The sequence below is a fragment of the Methylocaldum marinum genome (assembly GCF_003584645.1).
Taxonomy (GTDB): domain Bacteria; phylum Pseudomonadota; class Gammaproteobacteria; order Methylococcales; family Methylococcaceae; genus Methylocaldum; species Methylocaldum marinum.
The window spans coordinates 2,081,589-2,096,946 of the sequence record NZ_AP017928.1 but is presented as its reverse complement, the minus strand read 5'-3'; the positions used below and the strand labels follow the sequence as shown (position 1 = coordinate 2,096,946).

13 protein-coding genes are annotated in these 15,358 nt (G+C 56.0%); 9 read left to right on the top strand and 4 right to left on the bottom strand.

What is annotated here, in order from left to right:
• The first annotated feature begins 60 nt into the window (after positions 1–60).
• The 3 genes from sS8_RS28040 to sS8_RS09225 all read left to right on the top strand — a co-directional run bounded on the left by sS8_RS28040 (position 61) and on the right by sS8_RS09225 (position 4,230).
• Positions 61–222, top strand: coding sequence for a TOTE conflict system archaeo-eukaryotic primase domain-containing protein (locus tag sS8_RS28040; protein WP_170161015.1), 162 nt, complete (start codon positions 61–63; stop codon positions 220–222).
• A gap of 648 nt (positions 223–870) precedes the next feature.
• Positions 871–2,790, top strand: a complete 1,920-nt coding sequence (locus tag sS8_RS09230; protein WP_197716723.1) for a hypothetical protein — start codon at positions 871–873, stop codon at positions 2,788–2,790.
• 30 nt (positions 2,791–2,820) lie between these two features.
• Positions 2,821–4,230, top strand: coding sequence for an APC family permease (locus sS8_RS09225; protein ID WP_119629393.1), 1,410 nt, complete (start codon positions 2,821–2,823; stop codon positions 4,228–4,230).
• A gap of 220 nt (positions 4,231–4,450) precedes the next feature.
• Here sS8_RS09225 and sS8_RS09220 read toward each other — a convergent pair whose 3' ends face one another.
• Positions 4,451–5,149, bottom strand: coding sequence for a cupin domain-containing protein (locus sS8_RS09220; protein WP_119629392.1), 699 nt, complete (start codon positions 5,147–5,149; stop codon positions 4,451–4,453).
• Positions 5,150–5,211: 62 nt separating this feature from the next.
• On the bottom strand, positions 5,212–5,574 hold the full coding sequence (locus sS8_RS09215; RefSeq protein ID WP_119629391.1) for a Rieske 2Fe-2S domain-containing protein: 363 nt from the start codon (positions 5,572–5,574) through the stop codon (positions 5,212–5,214).
• Positions 5,575–6,308: 734 nt separating this feature from the next.
• Here sS8_RS09215 and sS8_RS09210 point away from each other — a divergent pair.
• From sS8_RS09210 to sS8_RS09195, 4 genes are all read left to right on the top strand, one after another.
• On the top strand, positions 6,309–7,211 hold the full coding sequence (locus sS8_RS09210) for an aldo/keto reductase (RefSeq protein ID WP_232020580.1): 903 nt from the start codon (positions 6,309–6,311) through the stop codon (positions 7,209–7,211).
• A 722-nt stretch (positions 7,212–7,933) separates the two neighbouring features.
• Positions 7,934–8,359: a helix-turn-helix domain-containing protein gene (locus sS8_RS09205; protein WP_119629389.1), complete on the top strand. Its 426-nt coding sequence runs from the start codon at positions 7,934–7,936 to the stop codon at positions 8,357–8,359.
• Positions 8,360–8,458: 99 nt separating this feature from the next.
• A complete protein-coding gene (locus sS8_RS09200) occupies positions 8,459–8,965 on the top strand; it encodes a transposase family protein (protein ID WP_119629388.1) in 507 nt (168 codons plus the stop codon).
• Between the two features lie 71 nt (positions 8,966–9,036).
• Positions 9,037–10,482 (top strand): P-loop ATPase, Sll1717 family, encoded by a 1,446-nt coding sequence (locus sS8_RS09195; RefSeq protein ID WP_119632682.1) that lies wholly within the window; start codon positions 9,037–9,039, stop codon positions 10,480–10,482.
• 1,143 nt (positions 10,483–11,625) lie between these two features.
• On the opposite strand, the gene sS8_RS09190 is transcribed toward sS8_RS09195, so the two are convergent.
• Together sS8_RS09190 and sS8_RS09185 are read right to left on the bottom strand one after the other, a co-directional pair.
• Positions 11,626–12,714, bottom strand: coding sequence for an IS5 family transposase (locus sS8_RS09190; RefSeq protein ID WP_119628055.1), 1,089 nt, complete (start codon positions 12,712–12,714; stop codon positions 11,626–11,628).
• 542 nt (positions 12,715–13,256) lie between these two features.
• A complete protein-coding gene (locus sS8_RS09185) occupies positions 13,257–14,345 on the bottom strand; it encodes an IS5 family transposase (RefSeq protein ID WP_119628055.1) in 1,089 nt (362 codons plus the stop codon).
• A 138-nt stretch (positions 14,346–14,483) separates the two neighbouring features.
• Between sS8_RS09185 and sS8_RS09180 the strand changes: the two genes are divergently transcribed.
• Both sS8_RS09180 and sS8_RS09175 read left to right on the top strand, forming a co-directional pair.
• Positions 14,484–14,933, top strand: a complete 450-nt coding sequence (locus sS8_RS09180) for a hypothetical protein (protein ID WP_119629387.1) — start codon at positions 14,484–14,486, stop codon at positions 14,931–14,933.
• Positions 14,930–15,319, top strand: coding sequence for a hypothetical protein (locus tag sS8_RS09175; protein ID WP_119629386.1), 390 nt, complete (start codon positions 14,930–14,932; stop codon positions 15,317–15,319). Before sS8_RS09180 ends, sS8_RS09175 begins: the two co-directional genes overlap by 4 nt.
• The last annotated feature ends 39 nt before the right edge of the window (positions 15,320–15,358 follow it).

The window sequence follows — 15,358 nt, the reverse complement described above, 5'->3', positions numbered from 1 at the left end:
CGGGCAATCATCCTTGTATATCATCCATCATGTGGATGATATACAAGGATTGATAAACTATTGGCGAGCCATGCTCTGACGAGATCAGCCGGATCGAAGCTGCTTTCTAGTCCGCAACAACTCAAACTCGCCTCCTACGACCGGTTCTTTCCCAACCGGGACACCATGCCGAAAGGCGGCTTCGGCAACCTGATCGCCTTGCCGTTGCAGAAAGAACCCTGAGAGCAGGGTTTCTGTGTGTTCGGGGACGATAAGTTGCAGTCCTATCCGGACCAATGGACCTTCCTGCAATCGATACAATCGCTATCACCCTTTCTGCTGGAGTCGATCATCCAAAAGGCCTCGGCTGGCGCTCATCCGCTGGATGTGGCGTTTATCACTGAAGAAGACGAGAGAGAGCCTTGGAATCGGCCCCTCGGGTACTCCTGGCGACCGCCTCATCATCGCCATGCTTGAGACGAGAGCGGTTGCAGCGGGAACGTCAGCTACCCGAATGGAACTGACGTTCAAATGACCACTTCAACAAACGGACGAACGACCGGAGTTGGCCGAATTTGTCCATCGTAAATTAGCCAGCGAGCGGCAAACTTCCAAATCCGCTTAGGGCGATGCGATAGTGACATAATTCGCCTTCAACGTCGGAGGTCATCCAGCGGGCCGGGTTCTCCGCGCCCACCCCGGTCAAGAAACCATGGGTTTGGCCACGCTCGATGAAGCGGCGAACGACGGTGTCCCGGGCGGGCTTTCCGGAAACGGGTGACCGGGGGCCCGGTTCGCGGCTTCGTGATCCCCACAGACGAGGAATGCCAGATCGTTCGGGACGCCTTGGCCGTCCTGCACGGCCGGGCGATTTGCAATAATCAATGAGCTATGCCAGTGGGTTCAGCAAACGTAGAGCAGAGTAAGGCGGCAGCCGTCGCCGACGAGGGCGGGAAAAGTGCCGGATCCGCTTTGCTTAATCCGGTCTATGCCTCGGCCGGAATGTTTTTTTCCGGCAAACGGCCAAGAGATGTTCGGTTTCTCGCCATTGTCATGGCGCTGGTATTGCTGGCCCCCGGCCTGGCGGTCGGCGAGGCGGATGCCGAGCCGTGCCCGGAGGGTGGGGCCGCATCGGTTTGGATATCGCCGAAAATGCCGGTGATCGGCGAGCGGCTAAAGCTCATGGTGGTGGCGACGGATGGGCCGGTGAGCGAACTGAGGGCTTTTGCGCCGGGCGGCGAGGAACTGTCCTTGGCGGTCAACCGACAGGGCGGGCCTCCGTGGAGCGCGGCTTTTGCTATCGATCACCTCGTTCCCGGAGACTACCGCGTCGAAGGGCGGAGGCAGGGCGAGATGATCGCGTGCCGCCGCGTGACCGTCGGCAACGACGCCGAGGCCGGACCGGAGCGCAGCGGGGCCGAATGGGACCGGCGGCACGAGGCGCTGTATTCCGCCTGGATCGAGCGCCTTTTCGATGCGCCGATCGAGGAAAACTACACGCTTCCGTCTCTCGAACCGATTCTCAGGAACCCGGAGCGGAATTTCCTTCACGGCCACTTCGGCCAGGGCGAGGACGAGAGGCTTCCGGCCACGCCGGACTGTGCGGACCTCCCGTATTTCCTGCGCGCCTACTTCGCCTGGAAGATCGGTCTGCCGGTGGCGTTTCGGGCCTGCGATCGAGGCGCTTCGCACAGACCGCCGCGCTGCGGGCCGGCCGTCATAGACCGGCGCTTTTCGTCGGGATCGGCGCCGGCTTCCGCCTTCACCGACCTGTCCCGGCGGCTGATGGATACGGTTCACTCGGGGAATGTGCGATCGGCGTTCGAAGACGACAACACCGATTTCTACCCGGTCGCGATCAAGCGTGAAAACCTGTGGCCCGGTACGGTCTTTGCCGATCCTTATGGGCATATCCTGATCATCGTGAAATGGGTCCCGCAAACGGAGGATCGCGGCGGATTGCTTCTCGCCGTCGATGCGCAGCCGGACAACTCGGTCGGCCGCAAACGCTTCTGGGAAGGCACGTTTCTCTTCGCCGATGATGTGAAAAGCGCGGGTCCGGGCTTTAAAGCCTTTCGGCCGCTCGCGAGAGAGGGGCAGGAATCTCCGCGCCTTCTGAGCAACGCGGAATTGGCGGAGCAAGCCGTTATCGCGCCCTATTCGGCGGAGCAGGCCGAGCATCCGGCGGAGGATTTCTACGCGCGCATGATGCGGCTCATCGATCCAAAGGGATTGAATGCCGAAAAAGCTTATGACTCCGTGCTCGATGCCTTGGTCGAACAATTGGAGACGCGAGTCCATGCCGTCGAGAACGGCGAGAAATACAAGAGGCAGCATCCGGGGACCCTCATCACGATGCCGACGGGGCCTTCGATCTTCGAGACCGTCGGACCCTGGGAGGACTATGCGACGCCCTCCCGCGACATGCGTCTCCTGATCGCCATGGACGTGCTGACACGCTTCCCGGAGCGCATCGTCCGTTATCCCGAGCTTTTCGTGCTCGGCGGACGGTCGCCGGAGATCGTCAGGGAAGAGATCGAGCGGCGGCATCGGGTGCGCGTACAAGAGCGGCAGATCGCCTATACCCGGAGCGACGGTTCGACCTGGCGATTGACGGTCGCCGATATCCTGGCGCGGCGGCCGGCGTTCGAGATGGCTTACAATCCCAACGACTGTCCGGAATTTCGCTGGGGCGCTATACCGGGAACGGCTGAATACGCCACTTGCACGCGGCGCGCGGCGGCCGATCAGCGCCATCGCATGGAACAGTACCGTCGCTGGTTCCGTGAGACCCGGAGGCCTCCACGTTAAGGTTCCACATGGCGTCGGATACGGAAATCCATGAACCGGTCCGCTAGGCGCCCCGAATTGGAGCGAGGGATCGGATGGCTCGGCGCGGGGGCAATCCTGGCGGGCACCGTGATCGGCACCGGCATATTCCTGGTGCCTTCGACCATAGCCCGCGAGACCGGCGCGGTCTGGGCGGTGTTCCTGGTCTGGGCAGTCGGAGGGCTTCTCTCGCTTGCCGGGGCGCTTAGTTATGCGGAACTCGGCGCCGCCTTTTCGGAAGCCGGCGGGGAATATGTCTTTCTGCGGCGCGCCTACGGTCCCTTGTGGGGATTCCTCTTCGGCTGGCAACAGGTGGTCATCGGCAAGACCGGAGCGATCGCCGGCATCGCCACGGCGTTCGCCATCTTTCTCGGCTATTTCGTACATGATCTCGATCAATCGGTATGGCGATCTTCCGTCGCTGGCCTGGATCTCACGCTCACCGGCGTTCAGCTCACGGCGCTCGCGAGCATCCTGGTCTTCTCGCTCCTGAATTACGGCGGCGTCGTCCTGGGAAGCGAGGTTCAGATCGTCCTGACGCTGCTGAAGGTCGGCGCCATCGTGGCCTTGGCGGCGCTCGGGCTCGTGTGCGGGGAAGGGGAGTGGGAACACTTTTCCGGCGCTGCCGCGGCTTCAGCCCCGATCGGCATCGAATCGTTCGGCGCCGCATTGGCGGCCGCGTTGTGGGCTTACGATGGCTGGAATAACGTGACCATGATCGGAGCAGAGATCCGGCATCCTCAGCGCACGATCCCGCGCGTCCTGATCTTCGGCATTATCAGTGTGATGGCCGTCTATCTCTTGATCAACCTGGCCTATTTCTACGTTCTCCCGTTCGCCGAGGTCCGGCAATCCGAGCGCTTGGCCCAGGACATGGCGTCCGCTGCCCTGGGAGAATGGGGCGGCAGGGCGATCACGGTGGCGGCGATCGTGTCGACCTTGGCCGCCCTGAACGGCGCCATCCTGAGCGGCGCCCGAGTGTCCTACGCGATGGCCCGCGACGGGCTGTTTTTCCGCCACATGGGAGATATCGATCCGGTACATCGGACGCCGGCCAAGGCCTTGATCGTGCAGGGCCTCGCGGCGGGCGGACTGATTCTGGTGTTGGGCCGGGACGAGCAGGCCTTCGAGCGCTTGTTCAGTTATGCGATCTTCGGCGCATGGACGTTTTACGGCATTACCGCACTCGCGGTGATCGTGCTGCGCCACCGTCAGCCGGCACTGCCGAGGCCTTATCGGACCCTGGGCTATCCCTGGGTGCCCTTGGCGTTCTTTCTCGTAGCGTGCGCATTCTGCACCGGCATGGTGATGCAGCGCCCGCGGGAGACCGGGCTGGGTTTGGCGCTCCTGGCCGGGGGATTGCCTTTCTATGCCTACTGGCGGTTCAGAATGAAATCCGGTTCGGGCGGGGGGATTGAGTGACGGCGGTGAGCTCGCTCATCCATGCCGATGCGATGAAGGAGCCGCAAGAAGCGGCCTACGCAACTGATCGATCTAACAGGCAGTCACCCACCGCAATCACTCCGCCTATACGTGCAGCATCTTGCCGTACTCGATCAACCATCCGGCGCCTGGTCCCGGGAGATCGAATTGCGTAGCTGCGTCGAGCGCTTGTAGCCCGGGCCTTGCCGGAACCACCGCTTCATTGGGCGTTGATGCCGCTGGCCTCGAAGGCATCGAGTTTTGCCTGGGACAGATGGCCTTCCTTGACGAACAGTACGCAGCCTTCTTCGGTATAAGGCGTATGCGTACTGCCGACGGGGCTGCGTATCCAGCTGCCGGCCGGATAAGTGCCGTCTTCGTCGCAGAAAACACCCTCGAGCACGAGAATTTCCTCGCCACCCGGATGAAAATTACGCTCCAGTTGGAGTCCGGGCCACAGGCGGATCAGATAAGTCGATTCTCCGTCGAAATCATGCAGCGGTACGGCGGCCATGCCGTCACGGCCTGCCCTGATCCAGTGTTGCGACCGCGTATCGATGACCGTCCTGAGCGTGTCATCCGGCGAGAACTGCCAAAGCTTCACGAACAGCGTGCAGCCCTCTTTCGTGTAAGGCGCATGGGATGTGCCTACGGGATCACGCAAATACGTGCCCGCCGGGTAAACGCCATGTTCGTCTGCGAGCGAGCCTTCGATCACTAGGATTTCCTCGCCGCCTCCGTGCACATGAAACGGGAAGTGACTGCCCGGCTCGAAACGCACCAGGCTGGTTGCCCGCGCAATCTCACCACCCATCCGGTCGAGCATTAAACGGGTTACGCCTGATTGCGGGGACGGGACCCATTCGGCCTCTGCGAGCCGAACGATCTCTTTCCGGGAAAAATCTGCACGGACACGCATGGCGAGAATACTGAACTGTTTATGGCACCCCTAAGGTTTGGAAAATCCGTGGGACGAAATATTTACGTTTTCGAGGACTCGTGGACTCCGGCAGCTGAGCGCGGCGGCTTGACCGGCCCGACGTCGACCTGAATCTCGTCACCCTCAACCCGCAATTCGTAGGGGTGGAGGACGTGGCGGACGATGTGTGTCACACACTTGCCGCTGGTGCAGTCGAAGCCCCATTGATGGTGCTGGCACTTGATTGTCTTCCCGTCAAAGCTCGCCTCGTTCAAGGGCATGTCGGCATGTGGGCAGCGTCCGCGATACGCCTTGAGCTCGCCGCCTGTCGGCCAAACCACCAGTACGCTCTTTTTTCCGGCCTGGAAGAACCCCATACTCCCTTCGGTCACGTCGTTCTTGTGACAAATCACGGTGAATGCCATCGGAATCGCCCTCTTGATAAAGTGAATACCTGGCCGGAAATAAGCAAATGGCGGACCACTGGCGGCCCCTATTGCTACGAAGGAGCCATCGGGCGCCGACTGGGCAGTTGATGGTGTACCGGATGGGATGAAAGACGGCTGCGGGATGCTAAGGCGGACGAGGCCGGGGCAAGCTGAACCGTCTGCGTCCCGGAGAATCAGCCGGGGACGCAGGTATCTGAGGCTTCAATAGGCACTAGCGCCCCCTCGGCCTATCCCGGAGACAGACCTGAAGAACAGTGCAACAACAGCCAGGGAGGCCCCGGCCATAAATCAGGGTTGGAAACGAGACAATCTTGTAGGTTTTGTACCATAGTGCCGAATTCACGGGGTGGAAATAGCCTGATCGAGCCGATTTCGGGTCAAGGGTTTTAGGGGGGCAAACAGCCCGGCGGAAGAAATGCAGCGTTTCGGGCAAAGACGCGTACAGGGGCTTACCAATGGGGAGCGAGACCCGTAATAATGCGGCCAGATACCGGCTGCTTGCGCCGCACACCCCGAGGCTTAAGACCTATGAGTACCCTTGAACAAGTTGGCCTGTTACAGGTCGGTCACGATCTGATCGACCAGGACCATGCTGAATTCCCGGACCTAAAGCCATACACGCCGATACCCGGTCTGCCCCTGTTTCTTCGCATAACCGGGAAGGCATGAAAAAACGTAGACTCGGCTCGACCGGCATCGAGATTGCGCCTTTGGCGCTGGGTGGCAATGTCTTCGGTTGGACCGCCGACGAGGCTACCTCGCTTTCCCTCATAGACCGGTTCGTCGAGAGAGGCTTTTCACTGATCGACACCGCCGATGTCTATTCAACCTGGGTAGACGGCCATAGCGGCGGCGAATCCGAATCTATCCTCGGTTTGTGGCTCAAACGCGGCGGCGCGCGCGAGAAGATCGTCATCGCGACCAAGGTCGGCATGGATATGAAATCCTTCGGCAAGGGTCTTTCGAAGGCCCATATCCTGCGTTCGGCCGACGCCTCCCTCAAACGCCTCGGGGTTGACCAGATAGACCTTTACCAAGCGCATATCGACGACGCTTACGTTCCCCTGGAAGAAACGCTTGAAGCCTTTGCGCTTCTGGTTGAGGCCGGAAAGGTCCGCGCCATCGGCGCCTCGAACTTTGTGGCACCGCGGCTCGCGGAAGCGCTAGCGATCTCCGAGGCCAAGGGCTTTCCGCGTTTCGCCTGCCTGCAGCCCCATTACCACCTTGCCAACCGCTCCCTCTTCGAGGGGCCGCTACGGAGGCTTTGTCTCGATGAAGGCCTCGGAGTGCTCTCTTATTACGCTTTGGCCGGCGGCTTTCTTACCGGGAAATATCGTAAGGAGAGTGATGTCGCGGGCAAGGCGAGAGCACAGACCGTCGCCCATTACCTGGATCCGCGTGGCCTCGATATTCTCGCCGAGATCGACAAGATCGCTGCGCGCCTTGACGCCACCCCCGCGCAGATCGCCATTGCCTGGGTCATGGCGCAGCCGGGTATCACAGCCCCCATCGTGAGCGCAACCAGCCTTGCGCAGCTTGAGGAAATCTTGCAATCCGCCGAGATAAGCCTCGATCGCGCGGCGCTCGATCGCCTGGACCGGATCAGCGCCTGAAAGCGATACGCCTGGCTGTTTGCCACTCGGATATTTGAAGCGACCGACTCTTTCCGGGCGGCAACAGTGATTTGTGGTGCATGGAAGCGCTCATTCCCGAACGGCCGCTTTCCGGAGAGAGTCATGGTCCGCAAAGGCCGATAAGCAATGATTGGGCGCGCTATATCTGTCCGGCGTCGGTTCGGCCAAAACGGCCACTCGTGCCTGGCGGTTGATTTCGCTCGATCGGCAGCATTAGGGAGTTTCTCGAACTGGCACTGTCGGTCAAAAGCCGCTCTTGACCAGCGACTACTTTCGATGGTGAATCAGGAATATCGCCCGATGTCATGCTCCCTGTCTCTATCTGATTCTTTTTTCGCTTGCTGCATGGCCCCCCAGGCATAGTTGTGACAGAAATCTCAGTAATAGCGCATCCATTTCAAATAGTACGGGCGCTGTGGTGCTTGGACCCCATGCTGCAACAGTTGGGTCTCGTAGAGATGGATCAACTCGGAGGGGAGAGCGAGCGTGTCATGCAATCCAGAATGGTCTATCTTGATGAAAAGGGATGATATACAGAAGGATAGACGAGGCAGACCAAGGCATGTTGTCAGGTGCCAGGCGGCGTGATGGAAACGGCCGGAAGCTATACGGAAACTATTCAATAGAGTTGTACCTGATGCTAATGCATGGTATTGATAGCCCAATTGTTTCTTAAAAAAATCCAAATATAAAAACCTTCCGTGATCTACGACAAATTTAGCAAAATAACCGATGACCGCATCGTGGCATCGTTGATTGGAATGCCCAAGGCGAAGTTCACAGCCCTCGTCAAAGTATTCGAGTCGGCCGCTCAAGCCATCGATCGAGAGCGTGTCGAAAAAGGCGAAATAAAACACGTCAAACAGGGCGGCCCTAAAGGTTATCTTGATTCTTACGAGAAAAAGCTGTTTTTCGTTTTGTACTATCTGAAAACCTATCCCACTTTTGACGTTCTGGGCTTTCATTTCGGTTTCAGTGGCGGACATGCCCATGCCCATATCGACCGGTTGCTGCCGGTTTTAGTGCGAGCGTTGACAAGCCTCAACGTCATGCCGGAGCGCACGCTAACAACCCCAGAAGAATTTTCTCAACTCATTGATCAATATACAGCGTTTTTATGGCCATGAAAATACAGGTAAAATTCTATAAGTTGGTGATTTTTAATAATAATTTTGTTTTTAGTGTATTTTTTTGAAGTTGAAAACGCTGTAAGAACATAGCGATCGATGGCGTGGAGGTCGCTTGCGTTCGACCCCAAGATGAAACTGAACAGGAAAAGCATTACAGCGGAAAAAAAAAGACATACGCTCAAATCCCTCGTAATCTCCGACTTTAATCGAAGGATATTGTTTTTGTGCTGCATTGTGGCAGGCAGCGTACATGACTACACACTCATGAAAGACGTCTTCACGCCGGGTTCAGCGTGGTTCGAGAAGGTCAATTTATGGCTTGACTTAGGATTTCTGGGCGCGGACAAAGATTATCAAAGTACCCAAATATATCTACCCCACAAGAAACCCAGAAAATCCAAGAAAAACCCTAATCCGACATTGACGCCTGAGCAGAAGAAACAAAACAGAAAACAAGCCGCCACGCGGGTCATCGTTGAGCATGCCATCGGTGGCATGAAGTTCTTCCACTGCTTGATGCATCGGATTAGAAATCATCTGGATTACTTCGTGGATTATTTTTTCTCACTTTCCGCCGGTCTTTGGAACTATAAAATCTGTTGATTTACAATTGTTTAGCATCTGAAACAACTCTAATCAATTGTTAGAACAAAAAACCAATTGGAGACTTGGTGGTGAATTTCAACGAAGAAAATATTGCAGAAATATTCGGCCACGAAGCTGCCGAGGACGAAGACATTGATCGTCTCAAATCATACTATTTCAAGGGAAAGGCCTACAGCCAAGTAGCAAACAACCTGCCAATACGCATTCTTGTTGGACATAAGGGTATTGGCAAATCAGCGCTATTTCAGGTTGCGATGTACGAACAGATGCAAGAGGGAAAATTGACTCTCTTGATCAAACCTGACGACATCGCAGGCATCGGCGAAAACGAGACTGATTTTTTGAAACTCATACGGGAGTGGAAGGCTGGAATATCGGAAATCATCGCGCAAAAAGCACTGGTGTCTTTCGGTTTGCTGCATGAAGGATGGAGAGGAAAGCTCAATTCTTATGGGGGCCGATTAGTTGACTTTCTTCAGTCAACCTTTCGTGCTGGAGACTATGCCGATCTAAGTCAATCAAAAAAAGCAATCATCAATGACTTCCTAGGAAGTGGAACGATATTTGTTTATCTTGATGACCTAGACAGAGGATGGCAAGGAAATAAAACGGATATACGTAAGATTTCAGCACTGCTAAACGCGATCCGGGACTTGGCATCTGAAAGCAAGGGGATATCATTTCGAGTGAGTTTGCGTTCGGATGTATATTACCTCGTTAGAACCTCAGATGAATCGACGGATAAAATAGAAGGATCGGTAGTTTGGTACTCATGGTCTAACCATGAAATTCTTGCATTGCTCGTAAAGCGAGTCGATCAGTTCTTGCACGGGAAAAGTAAATCGGCGGAAGAATTGATGAAGCTAAGTCAGCCGGTACTCGCGGGACATCTAGAGAAGGTAATGGAACCCGTTTTTAATGGGAAGGGGAAATGGGAAAAAATACCAACTTACCGCATGCTAATGTCATTGATTAGAAAGAGACCACGCGACTTGGTTAAGCTTTGTACACTTGCCGCCAAGCACGCGGGCGCTGAGAATCACGAATTGATCGGAACTTCGGATTTCAACAGCATTTTTGAGGAATACTCTCAAGGCCGACTTCAAGACACCATCAACGAATATCGATCCGAACTCCCAGATGTCGAGCGATTATTGTTTGGAATGAAGCCTTCTCGCGTCGAAAGGAAAGCTAGCGAAGGATACAGCTACACTACGGCCGATCTCCTCAAGAAAATAAAGAATATCCAAGAGAACAAGAAATTCACTTTTTACGGAAATCGCCCCGCAGACACGAAGGATTTGGCGGCTTTCATGTACAAGATAAACTTCCTAACAGCGCGGAAAGAGAAGGGTGATTACATTGATCGGCGTTATTTCGAGGAAAGTCGATATCTTTCACACAAATTCGTCGACTTTGGATTTGACTGGGAAGTGCATCCGGCTTACCGGTGGGCTCTACAACCTGATGATCTATCCGATGTTTTCGTTACGCTTGCCCCTAGTAGTGAGTGAAAAGTTCTAATCGGGTAGCCGGGGGTGTTTAGCCTCCGGCCCCCACAGCACCCCGCATGCGGGGCCGCACGGGGCGCTTCCTCCGGAGCTGAAAGGTCACCGACAAATGGCTACCTCCAACGCTGGCTACGGTTCGAACCGCCAAGGCCGTTTCACCCGGTCGGGTGCGATACGGGCGCTGAGGTCCGTCCGGCTTTCTCGTTGCCGAAGGTTCCGGCCTTCACCCTGTCCCACCCATTACAGTGGGCGTTTGGCTACTGTGCCGTCTGCTGACTTCTGCCCAATCACGTCAGGCGTTGCCGCAAGGCGCGCTGACTGGATCACGGTAGGGACCGGTGGTCATTCCGCCGCTTTCGCGGTGGTCCTCAATCCGGCTCCCATGGCAACCTCAGTGACGTTAGGATTCGATGGATACTCCATCCCTTTCGAGGTAGCCCTCAGTTCGACTTCCATGGTCACACAGTCCGCAAGTTGGACAGATCTCCCCGAATAAGTACATGTACTCTCGGTGCATAACCGCCGCATTTACCCTATCTCCTTTACCCGATGGGCTTCGTCATCTTGTGCTGACTCGCCCAGAGACTAAGCCTTCTATGCGATTTACTCGCCGCATCCCTGAGGCTCACCCTTCGGGCCAGCCTCCGGCTGTTCAAAATCGCTCCCGGCGATTTGGTCTGTTCGTCGGCTCGCACCTTTGCGCTCGGGCTTCCTTCAGACATCCCCTCGCGGGTTTGCCCTTGCCGTCGGCTAGTAGTTATGTTTGCCCATGTGGGCATTACAGGTACTCCCACAGGGGACTTTCACCCCATCAGTTCATGCCCATGTCGGGCGTACACAAACCGATGAAGTCGACGCCGGAAAGCTTTGCGCTCTATTTGGGCTATGGTGGCGGCGCGGCTTATCGGCAGCGATACCCGTATCAAGCGTTATATGAACTCCAACGTAACGCAATCAAGCGGATCAAGCAGACGCCTTAACAGGCTGTTGAAATTCGCCTCCATGCCTTCGGCTTTACCCCTTATCGGCGGCTTAATTTTTAGTGCTGAAGGTCCTTTTAGCTCTGAAATCCCGGTTCTAGCCGGTTTTCATCCCCCCGCTTGGGGGTTCTTGCCGCCTTTCGGCGAATTTTGGGCAGACGCCCGCCTAGGCCGTCGACCATCGCCAGCCGAACAGCCCACCCAACCGGGTCAGGTTGTAGGCGGCGAAAGTGAACACGGTCTGGGCCGCCACCTTCTTCAAACCCCGGAACCGGGTCTGGCGTAACCCGCCCACGGTCTTCGACCACCCGAAGATTTCTTCCACCCGCTTGCGCCTCTTCAGGCTGGTCCGGTAGCCGGCGTGTCGGGTGGTGCGGCCATCGATGGCGGAGCCTTTTTCCTTCCGGGCGACATGCGGCGTGACCCGCTGCTCCCGGAGAGCTTGCACGAACTCCGGCACGTCGTAAGCCTTGTCCGCCCCGACCGTCGCGCCGGGCTTCGTGACGGTGCGACCGATCATGATCTTGGCCGCGTCCCGTTCCGCCGTGCCGGTGGCGTGAGTCACCTCGACATCCACGACCAGGCCGGTCCGGTTTTCCATCAGGGCATGGCCCATGAAGCACAGTTGAGCTTTATCCCCTTCGCTTTTCTTGTAAAGGCGAGCCTCCGGATCAGTGGTCGAGGCGTGGGTCGCGTTGGAGCGCTTTTCGCCCTTGAAATCGACGGACGGATTCCGGCCGCCGTCCTCCGGCGGAGGCGAGCTGCCATCCTTTTTCACAAAGCTCTTCATGGAGGCCCACGCCTGGATCAGCGTGCCGTCCACCGAGAAATGCTCGTCCGACAAAAGGTCCTGCCATTCCGCCAGCAACACGACCCGCTCGAAAAACAGCCGGGAAATCCGCTCGTTCAGCAACCGATCCCGGTTGGCGCTGAAGGTGGAGTGGTCCCAGACCTCGGCATCCAGGGTCAGCCCGACAAACCAGCGGTACAAAAGATTGAATTCGATCTGCTGGACCAACTGCCGCTCGGAGCGGACAGAGAACAAGACTTGGATGAGACTGGCGCGCAGCAGCCGCTCCGGCGGAATCGATTCCCGGCCGGTCCGGGCATAGAGGGCATCAAATTCCGAGTCCAGCGTGGTCAGCAGAATGTCGACCACGGCCCGGAGCTTCCGAAGGGGATGATCCTTGGGAATCCGGTCTTCCAAGGTTCGGTAGCTGAAGAGTTCTTGCTGGGTGATGTCGGCGCCGCGCATGAAAGAGTCCAAAGTATCTTGAAATGATATCATTTTGCCATGACAAACAATCGGTTATGCCTATTTTATGCGATCCATCCAACGAATTCATGCGGCTTCCGGGGCCGAGAAAATCAACAGCCTGTTAAGGCGCTCCTTATCCGCGGCGTTAAGCTTTTTATCAAACGAGGGAAGAAATTATGACATCACGGTCAGATATTATTGATGGCTCTCAGGCTATTGGCAGAAAATATGGATTAATTTACACAAGAAAATGTGGATGGGTAGATTTAGGCCACGCCAATCCAGATGGGCCGGATGGAGCCAAGAATCTGTGGGATAAGATTCTGAACGAAAAAGATGAGGGAAGTGGAAAATCGGAGTTTTTCAGAATTACCAGGCTGTTGAAATTCGCCTCCATGCCTTCGGCTTTACCCCTTATCGGCGGCTTAATTTTTAGTGCTGAAGGTCCTTTTAGCTCTGAAATCCCGGTTCTAGCCGGTTTTCATCCCCCCGCTTGGGGGTTCTTGCCGCCTTTCGGCGAATTTTGGGCAGACGCCCGCCTAGGCCGTCGACCATCGCCAGCCGAACAGCCCACCCAACCGGGTCAGGTTGTAGGCGGCGAAAGTGAACACGGTCTGGGCCGCCACCTTCTTCAAACCCCGGAACCGGGTCTGGCGTAACCCGCCCACGGTCTTCGACCACCCGAAGATTTCTTCCACCCGCTTGCGCCTCTTCAGGCTGGTCCGGTAGCCGGCGTGTCGGGTGGTGCGGCCATCGATGGCGGAGCCTTTTTCCTTCCGGGCGACATGCGGCGTGACCCGCTGCTCCCGGAGAGCTTGCACGAACTCCGGCACGTCGTAAGCCTTGTCCGCCCCGACCGTCGCGCCGGGCTTCGTGACGGTGCGACCGATCATGATCTTGGCCGCGTCCCGTTCCGCCGTGCCGGTGGCGTGAGTCACCTCGACATCCACGACCAGGCCGGTCCGGTTTTCCATCAGGGCATGGCCCATGAAGCACAGTTGAGCTTTATCCCCTTCGCTTTTCTTGTAAAGGCGAGCCTCCGGATCAGTGGTCGAGGCGTGGGTCGCGTTGGAGCGCTTTTCGCCCTTGAAATCGACGGACGGATTCCGGCCGCCGTCCTCCGGCGGAGGCGAGCTGCCATCCTTTTTCACAAAGCTCTTCATGGAGGCCCACGCCTGGATCAGCGTGCCGTCCACCGAGAAATGCTCGTCCGACAAAAGGTCCTGCCATTCCGCCAGCAACACGACCCGCTCGAAAAACAGCCGGGAAATCCGCTCGTTCAGCAACCGATCCCGGTTGGCGCTGAAGGTGGAGTGGTCCCAGACCTCGGCATCCAGGGTCAGCCCGACAAACCAGCGGTACAAAAGATTGAATTCGATCTGCTGGACCAACTGCCGCTCGGAGCGGACAGAGAACAAGACTTGGATGAGACTGGCGCGCAGCAGCCGCTCCGGCGGAATCGATTCCCGGCCGGTCCGGGCATAGAGGGCATCAAATTCCGAGTCCAGCGTGGTCAGCAGAATGTCGACCACGGCCCGGAGCTTCCGAAGGGGATGATCCTTGGGAATCCGGTCTTCCAAGGTTCGGTAGCTGAAGAGTTCTTGCTGGGTGATGTCGGCGCCGCGCATGAAAGAGTCCAAAGTATCTTGAAATGATATCATTTTGCCATGACAAACAATCGGTTATGCCTATTTTATGCGATCCATCCAACGAATTCATGCGGCTTCCGGGGCCGAGAAAATCAACAGCCTGTTACGTACAAACAGATGATGGGCAACAAATATATAAAAATGGGCATGCAAAAGAAATACGATATTAAAAAAGGCATCAAAGTAAACGACAAGAAATCGGTCGCCCTATCAATATTCTTGGACGTATCTAACGCGTTCGAGTCTATGCAGTCAGGGTGGCCTTTCCGTTGGGTAACAAATAGTGGATATAGCGCCGAAGATTTAGTGTCTGACTTGATTGGTTTTTATCGGGCTGTCAATCCAAGTGTGCCATATGTACAAATATTCCAACCTGTTAGCAAGGATTTGGCGCTCCAAATCTGGGACAGATATGGACCTGTTGGAAACAATAAAAATTATTCAGCAACCCCGTTCCTATATCCAGTGCCACCAGCACAAGGAGGGCCAATGTGTGGAATCTTGCCTCCCGAGTTGAACGCAGTCCAACCCGCAAAGCCAGGAATTCTTTTCATGGAAGCGAAATGAGCATTCGTATTATAAGATTAGTATTATTGGTGCTGGCAGTTGTATTTTTTGTCGTTGTATATACGGTGATTGTGAGCTTTTCTGAGCATCAAGAATATTCCTCAGACAGTTTGATTAATTACTTACTAACGCCTAATGAATTGTCCACAATATCAGAACAATGCAAGGATAAACCTATCTTCGTTTACAGCTCGGCGGATGGGCCAAAACCAACTATCGTAACCATGAGCTGCACGATAGCCAAACGTGATTTTGAGAATCAGATGAACTCTAGTGGCTTTCAATATATTGATGGTCTTTACCAAAAGGGAGGCGTGCAAATTCAAGTCATCACAAGCTCGGACGGAGAGGAAGTGACTTCGGTTGCATTGATCGGGGCAAATTAGCTTAATTGGGTAGCCGGGGGTGTTTAGCCCCCAGCCCTC